At 48.0% G+C, this 6,396-nt stretch carries 8 protein-coding genes and 1 pseudogene; 4 read left to right on the top strand and 5 right to left on the bottom strand.

Annotated elements, in window-relative coordinates:
- Positions 1-699: 699 nt before the first annotated feature.
- From JRI89_17315 to JRI89_17300, 4 genes and pseudogenes are all read left to right on the top strand, one after another.
- The gene (locus JRI89_17315) at positions 700-1,554 is read left to right on the top strand and encodes a DUF2059 domain-containing protein (protein MBW2072990.1); all 855 of its coding nucleotides are present in this window, start codon (positions 700-702) and stop codon (positions 1,552-1,554) included.
- A 202-nt stretch (positions 1,555-1,756) separates the two neighbouring features.
- Positions 1,757-1,954: a type II toxin-antitoxin system VapB family antitoxin gene (locus JRI89_17310; protein MBW2072989.1), complete on the top strand. Its 198-nt coding sequence runs from the start codon at positions 1,757-1,759 to the stop codon at positions 1,952-1,954.
- Between the two features lie 2 nt (positions 1,955-1,956).
- Complete coding sequence (locus JRI89_17305; GenBank protein MBW2072988.1) at positions 1,957-2,346, top strand: PIN domain-containing protein; 390 nt, start codon at positions 1,957-1,959, stop codon at positions 2,344-2,346.
- Positions 2,347-2,725: 379 nt separating this feature from the next.
- Positions 2,726-3,140, top strand: a pseudogene (locus tag JRI89_17300) (DUF2784 domain-containing protein).
- 77 nt (positions 3,141-3,217) lie between these two features.
- Here the strand turns inward: JRI89_17300 and JRI89_17295 are convergent.
- The 5 genes from JRI89_17295 to JRI89_17275 form a co-directional block, all read right to left on the bottom strand.
- Positions 3,218-3,544 (bottom strand): hypothetical protein, encoded by a 327-nt coding sequence (locus tag JRI89_17295; GenBank protein MBW2072987.1) that lies wholly within the window; start codon positions 3,542-3,544, stop codon positions 3,218-3,220.
- A 258-nt stretch (positions 3,545-3,802) separates the two neighbouring features.
- Positions 3,803-4,135, bottom strand: coding sequence for a hypothetical protein (locus tag JRI89_17290; GenBank protein MBW2072986.1), 333 nt, complete (start codon positions 4,133-4,135; stop codon positions 3,803-3,805).
- 219 nt (positions 4,136-4,354) lie between these two features.
- Entirely contained in the window at positions 4,355-4,825 is a 471-nt protein-coding gene (locus JRI89_17285; GenBank protein ID MBW2072985.1) for a hypothetical protein, read from the bottom strand.
- Positions 4,826-4,912: 87 nt separating this feature from the next.
- A complete protein-coding gene (locus JRI89_17280; protein ID MBW2072984.1) occupies positions 4,913-5,326 on the bottom strand; it encodes a hypothetical protein in 414 nt (137 codons plus the stop codon).
- Positions 5,327-5,658: 332 nt separating this feature from the next.
- A complete protein-coding gene (locus JRI89_17275; GenBank protein ID MBW2072983.1) occupies positions 5,659-6,081 on the bottom strand; it encodes a CBS domain-containing protein in 423 nt (140 codons plus the stop codon).
- Between the last annotated feature and the right edge of the window lie 315 nt (positions 6,082-6,396).

Below are 6,396 nucleotides of genomic sequence, written 5' to 3'. Positions count from 1 at the left end.
CAGGCAGCGGAACATTTATAAGAAAGCATAAGACCGCCCGAGATGGGTGGCGGCACCAGAATCTTTTTCATGTTGCCAGGCTCTCTCCTGCTGAATGATTTTATTAAAGTTAGAAAATTTGTTCCAACGTTGCAAAGCGAATTGTTAACCAGGTTAAAAAGAATCATACTGGATCGCAAGCATAACTACTTGACAATCCAGGAATATTGAAGTATTGAAGAGTTTCAGCCTGCATGATTGCAATGTTTAGTATAGCCGAAGTCTTAGTGGTATTGAAATTGCATCGAATCCCACTGACATGGGGTTCTCGGGCGCGCACTTTCCTGACGATCTACCTGACATTGACACTGCCCTGCCCTTCTGCACGTCCTGATTTCCCCCTTCTGATGAGATGAAACTGGGCTGCCTTGGGAAGGTTCAAGGCAGAGGGATTCGACCTGGCTTTGACATTTCACGAATCACCTCTTGACAGGACTGCCGGGCGGGCCAGGGTCAACCTGGAGTCTGGATCTCGCGGCTGCCGGGAGCACGCTTGTGTTGACAGTAAGGCATTTAATACTCATGAAACATCAAAGCTGGCGCCTGGAACTTCGGTCATTCTCTGCAATCCTCGGGCGATCCGATTCATTTATTGCCGCAGCGCTGAACTCTGTTCACCAGGACAGGTCGAAGCACCATTGGACGTGAAAAGGAGATACCATGCTTTATAGAAAATGTCTCTTCGTTGCTCTGCTGTTCTTGTTGCCTCTTGCTGTCCATGCCCAGAGTCCTGAAGACGCTCTGATGAATGAACTGTATGTAAAATCAGGCATGGAAAAACAGGTAGAACAATTTCCTCTCATCATACAGGCGGGTTTTGACCAGGCCGTAGCCCGAGATGAACATCTGCAACGTTTGCCTCAGAACATTACTGCAGATATCAGGCGCTTGATAAAACAATCGTTCACAGAAGAACTTTTCAAGAAGACCATGCTGGAAGAAGTTGCAACTGAGATGAGCCGTGCTGACATCAAGCAAGTCTTGCAATGGCTCGACTCACCCCTCGGAAAAAAATGCAGGCAGCTTGAAGAAGCCGCTACGACCCCGGAGATACTAAATGAAATTCAGGCGTACGCCATAAAGATGCAAGAATCTCCGCCATCCAAGGCTCGTTTGAGGCTGGTGCAAGAATTCGATGCGGTCACCCAGGCAACAGAGGCAAACGTCACAATCAGTATGAATACCCAGTTTGCAGTTACAGCAGCTATAGTGGCCACACTTCCCCCGGAAGCACAGATTCCACCTGACGAAATCATGGGAGAATTGGAAAAGGTTCGCGCCGATCTCAAAGCCATGCTCAGGCCACAGGTAATTATGTCAATTCTTTACACCTACAGGACCTTGAGTGATGATGAGCTCGAGAGATACATTGAATTTTCAAAGTCGAGGGTGGGGTCCAAGTATCAAAAAGTGACTATTTCTGGTTTCAAGAAGGCGCTGACAGACGGTGCCATCAGGTGGGGCCACTCAATTGGCAAGCTGCTGCAACATACAAACAAACAGTCCGAAGCCTAGATTGTCAGGTGGCCAATCGGAGGAGCAGCCGGCCAAGGAGCACCGGGGGGTCTGTTCCGGGATAGTTTCTTGTTATAGCACGGCCCTCGGATGTCAGTTACGCCATGCTTTATCCTTCCACTGACCTGAGTGCCGGGCCCCAATAATTGTTCTCACTAAAATACCATTGACATATATGCATAAATAATGCATATATATACATATGAGGACAACATTGAACATAGACGACGAGATTCTGGAAAAGGCTTCACGTCTGACCGGCATCAAGGAGAAGACCGCTCTAGTTCGACTTGGCCTGGAAGCATTGATAGCCCTTGAGAGTAGTAAACGACTCGCCAGATTGGGAGGCACAGAAAAGGATCTCCGTCCTATTCCGAGGCGGAGACTAGCGAAGTCCTAGGTTTGGTTATCGTTGATACCTCCATATGGGTTACTCATCTCCGTCGGGGCAGCCGACACCTTGAAGAACTGCTCCTGGACGCAAAGGTAGTTTGTCATCCTTTCGTGATCGGCGAGCTGGCGTGCGGAAATCTCAGAAACAGAGATGAATTCTTGGACCTTCTCCAGTCACTTCCCATGACTCCTACTGTACTATTTAATGAACTCCTCTACTTCATCGATACACATAGTCTGATGGGCAAAGGGCTTGGTTTTGTCGATGCGAACCTCCTGGCCTCAGCACATTTGTCAGGGATACCTCTGTGGACATCTGATAAGAGACTGAGATCAGCAGCAACGGAACTGGAGCTCGCCTACAGACAGAGCAAAGTCATGTCTAGGGTGACAGAATAGAAGTTCCGCTGTCCGCTAGCAGTTGAATCCTCCATTAGAGTAGCTCGTGGGCCAAGCTCAAATAGTCACATAATGCCTTCTGTAAACAATGACAGCATATTGGTTTCGTGTATTGTTCACCGGAGTTTGAAGAGTGCCAGATCAGGAATGGCTCACCACTTCTGCCGGAGTAAGAATGCACCCGATTATCTACGGCACGGCCTGTCAAAAGGAGCGCACGGCAGACCTGATGGTAAAAGCAGTCCAGGCAGGATTCATGGGGAGGCCTGCGCCAACCTGGATATTTCGGCAATCACCTCCCGGTTAGCACCTATAATTTATCTTATCCCAGACAGGACTGATTGAGGTGTACTCATTGCTGGCAGACCTGATTCTCGTGATGCACTTTTTACTCATTGCCTTTGTGGTGGGAGGCGAAGTTTGCATTGTAATTGGATTTTTCCGAGGCTGGCACTGGGTGCGCCACCTCTGCTTCCGGGTGCTGCACCTGCTGGTAATTGCTGTGGTGGTAGGGCAAACGGCACCTGCTGGTAATTGCTGTGGTGGTAGGGCAAACGTGGTTGAACCGATCGTGCCCCCTGACGGTCTGGGAAAGCGCACTCAGGCAAGAGACCGGGCAGCAACCCTATGCCGGAAGCTTCATCCAGCACTGGCTCGGCAGACTGGTGTATTATGAAGCACCACAATGGGTCTTTACAGCTGTCTACACCTTTTTTGGTGCAGTGGTGCTCTTTAGCTGGTTCTGGGTGAAGCCTGAAAAGAGAGGGATCATGAGAGGCAGGGAAACAATTTAGGTCAAACCGCGCTTCATATCCCGTCTTCCTGATATGGGAAATTCGTCTCCTTTCTATCCAGATCATCAAGGCTCACATTACTCTTCTTCGTCTTTTTCAGATCCGGAAAGTCCTCCGTCGATCACTCCGTGAAACCATGGCGGCAGTTTCGTGCTGCGCTCCTGTTCATGGGTGGCAGCGCTTTGACTCATCTCTTGCAAGCGGCTGAGCTGAGCAAAGAAGTACTGATTTTCCCGCACCTCCGGGTCCCGCAACATCTCGGCCAGCGTTCTCGCCGGGATACTCATGTCAACATTGGCAAGGCTGCAGAGAAAACCGAACAAAAACGTCTGTGTGGTGACCAGGGCATCTATCTGTTTCTGTTGTCTGAGGACCTTTCTTTTCAAACTGCCTATGGTATCCATACCGTCTACTCCTGGAGGCAAATGGCTGCCGTGCTTCGCCGTTTTTAAGAAGGTTACTTTTTACGATCTTCGGTTGATAGCAAAATAGAATCTCACCCCAGGCGGCAAGCGGCGAGGAAGTGCGACTGCCTGCGCCGGTGAACCCGCTGGCGACAACACTTTCTCGAGGATTGCCATTTGCTGTGAGCTTGGCATCGCCGCCAGGCGAGTCGGGAGGAACTCACAAAAATTTGGCTGGGCAGAAATATCAGTCATCCTTTACAGATACAGAGAGACAGATTTATGACTGGAAACAGCAAGAATCTTTTCCGTGCAACCGCCACACCACTGGCCTCTATTTTTGGCAGCGGTTTTCTGGTTATCGTGCCCATTCTGTATGGTGCGGTGGGCCCCTACTCCCTGGTGGCCATGGGCTGTGCCAGCTTCCAGCCACTTACCAGCCTCGAGCGTTTGTGGTCTGTTAAAGTTCGGTCCCACCATGGTGCAGCCGGAAAGCAGAAAGCACACCATGACGAAAAGTCCCATACAGCGCTGCAGACTTCCAGGCCGGGCAGTGCCAGTTTCTTTCCCGCAAAATGCTTGCCCGCTCATGCAACACTCCCTCTTTGCAACCATCTCCTCTCTTCGGTCACTCCATCTGTAAAATGCTGTATTTATGCCTGCCGCCTACAATGATGTCAAGCGAATTAACAGCTGTATCTAGTGGAAATTCGGCAAGACCAACAAGAAGGTTGCCGGGAGTCGAGCGCTGCTCTAGGGAAAAGCAGCTCGAGGAAGGGCGCCAGCATCGGCAGTTTCTGCTGCCTGTGATTACTGCAAATGATCTTCCTTCACAGGCAGGTCTTTCGATGGCTTCGGATTGGAATCACAAACGAGTGACTGCATGTAGTCTTTGTTGCACTGGGCACTACAGAAAAACTCCGTCTTGTCCGCCAGCTGCACAACAAGCGCCAGAAATTGTGTCCTGCCGCATTGACAGCAGACATAGGACCTCTCTGTCATCCCTTTGCCAGGATCGTTCTTGTCATCTTGCTGAAGCCAGCGGCGCAGGAGCGGCTGCCACAACAAGCTGTCGTATTGCTTCAAGAACCAGCTGCAACAGCACACAACCCGGCTCCAGACGTGCAGAGGATAGAAGCATTTCCACAACCAGCTCTGCAAGCGGATTTTCCGGCTCCTCAGAGACTGCCGCCAGGATAGCCACCAACCGCCGTGCCTGGTAGATTGGTTGGCAACAATGCGCTTCTTGAGTCTGCAAGGATTTTCTGGCTTCTGAGTCATGTTCTTCGGCTACAGGCTGCCTATTGCCAGATAATCAGCAAAAGGGGCAAGCCGCTCGAGCAAAAGTCAAAAACTGGCCGGATGTAGTTACAACCACGAAAGAATCCCATAAAGATGTTTGACTATGCCAATAGACATATAAATATAAATCAAGCCAAATCTCACTTCAAGATTGATGTCTTTACCTTTAACAAGGTGCCAGACCTCACATATCACATAAGCGATACCTATGAGTGAAGCAAGTTGCAAGAGTTCTATTCCTTGAGTTCTTAAAAGACCTTCTCTAATACCATAAGTTTCCATCATGAAAGAAGTGAACTTATGGGCTTCATCATGATATTTTGTTATGTATTTTAAAGTTATTACCGCATCTATTGTAGTAGCTGACAAATATGCACAAAGAAATGAAAGGTCTAAATAAGGTAAATATTTAGTAAAGGTATCATAATACCTATCTTTAAACTCATAGAATACTTTTTCTAATCTATGAATTGCTTCCATAACACTTTTCTAAATTATTTTTGCAAAATATTAATGCTTATTTTTGTTTACAATCGTTTCCTCACCTCAAAAACTAACATGGTGATCTTGTTTCAAGTAATTATTCCTTATTATTTTATCTAGACAAAGATGAATTTTGCTATGCCTTTCTCTCAGCGATTCGCTAAATCAAGAAATATGCCATCTGTTTATTTTTAGAAAAGTCTTTTATTTCTCATTAGTTACTGAACACCAGTGGGGATCACCTGTCAGTACTGTTGCTACTTCAGGTTTCATTATATGAAATTTGATTCCACTTATGGGTAGAAGATGCCACCAGGGATAGGAGGTGATCACTCCGGTGCTTTTTCTTCAGGGCAATTTCGATGGTGCTCAATATAGTATCGCAGGATATCAGTTTCCGTGACCATGCCAACTAGACGTCCTCCCTGAACTACAGGCAAGCAGCCGATTTTTTTTTCCAGCATGATCAGGCCAGCTTCGTGAACGTCCGTATCGGGGTCAATGGTGTGGAGCTCGGTTATCATCACCTCTTTGATGGGAACCTTCTTGAGATGATTTCTTGTCTCTGCATAGTTATAGCCCATGACGGAAGCCAGGGAGGCCTTGTAGAGATCTCGCTGGCTGATAATGCCTACAAGAACAACAGGCAGATGGCGAATTCGCGCCAAGTTCATGATGTCGCTGGCAAGAGAAAGCTCCTCGTTGACATGAAGGGTCACCACCTCTGTTGTCATGATATGTTGAACTTTCATGGTGCCTCCTCTCGAGCGGTAAAATCGTTGGCCTGGTTCATAAGTAAACGGTCATATTGCAGAGCAGGCATCGAAATGTGGGGATTCCAACTGGCTCTTTATCTGTTTATCAGTACTCCAATCTCACTGCAAATGTCAATGGGAAAGGGACCAGGTATTTTGCTAGAAACCAGACTGCGGCAGTATGCATGATGAATTAGCCGGCTTGATTCGAGCCAGCCCTGGAATGAAGGGTTCCTCTTGGAGAGGTGTTCGAACAACCCAGCCACTATGGTTTACTTCGATGGACGGACAGGATAATATAGTAAACAAAAA

Source organism: Deltaproteobacteria bacterium (assembly GCA_019309045.1).
GTDB lineage: Bacteria > Desulfobacterota > Syntrophobacteria > BM002 > BM002 > JAFDGZ01.
This window is presented reverse-complemented; position numbering and strand designations above follow the sequence as displayed.

Coding starts and splice junctions, on each gene's coding strand:
- JRI89_17315 (MBW2072990.1), top strand. CDS start 700: ATGCTTTATAGAAAATGTCTCTTCGTTGCTCTGCTGTTCTTGTTGCCT.
- JRI89_17310 (MBW2072989.1), top strand. CDS start 1,757: ATGAGGACAACATTGAACATAGACGACGAGATTCTGGAAAAGGCTTCA.
- JRI89_17295 (MBW2072987.1), bottom strand. CDS start 3,544: ATGGATACCATAGGCAGTTTGAAAAGAAAGGTCCTCAGACAACAGAAA.
- JRI89_17290 (MBW2072986.1), bottom strand. CDS start 4,135: ATGAGCGGGCAAGCATTTTGCGGGAAAGAAACTGGCACTGCCCGGCCT.
- JRI89_17285 (MBW2072985.1), bottom strand. CDS start 4,825: ATGACTCAGAAGCCAGAAAATCCTTGCAGACTCAAGAAGCGCATTGTT.
- JRI89_17280 (MBW2072984.1), bottom strand. CDS start 5,326: ATGGAAGCAATTCATAGATTAGAAAAAGTATTCTATGAGTTTAAAGAT.
- JRI89_17275 (MBW2072983.1), bottom strand. CDS start 6,081: ATGAAAGTTCAACATATCATGACAACAGAGGTGGTGACCCTTCATGTC.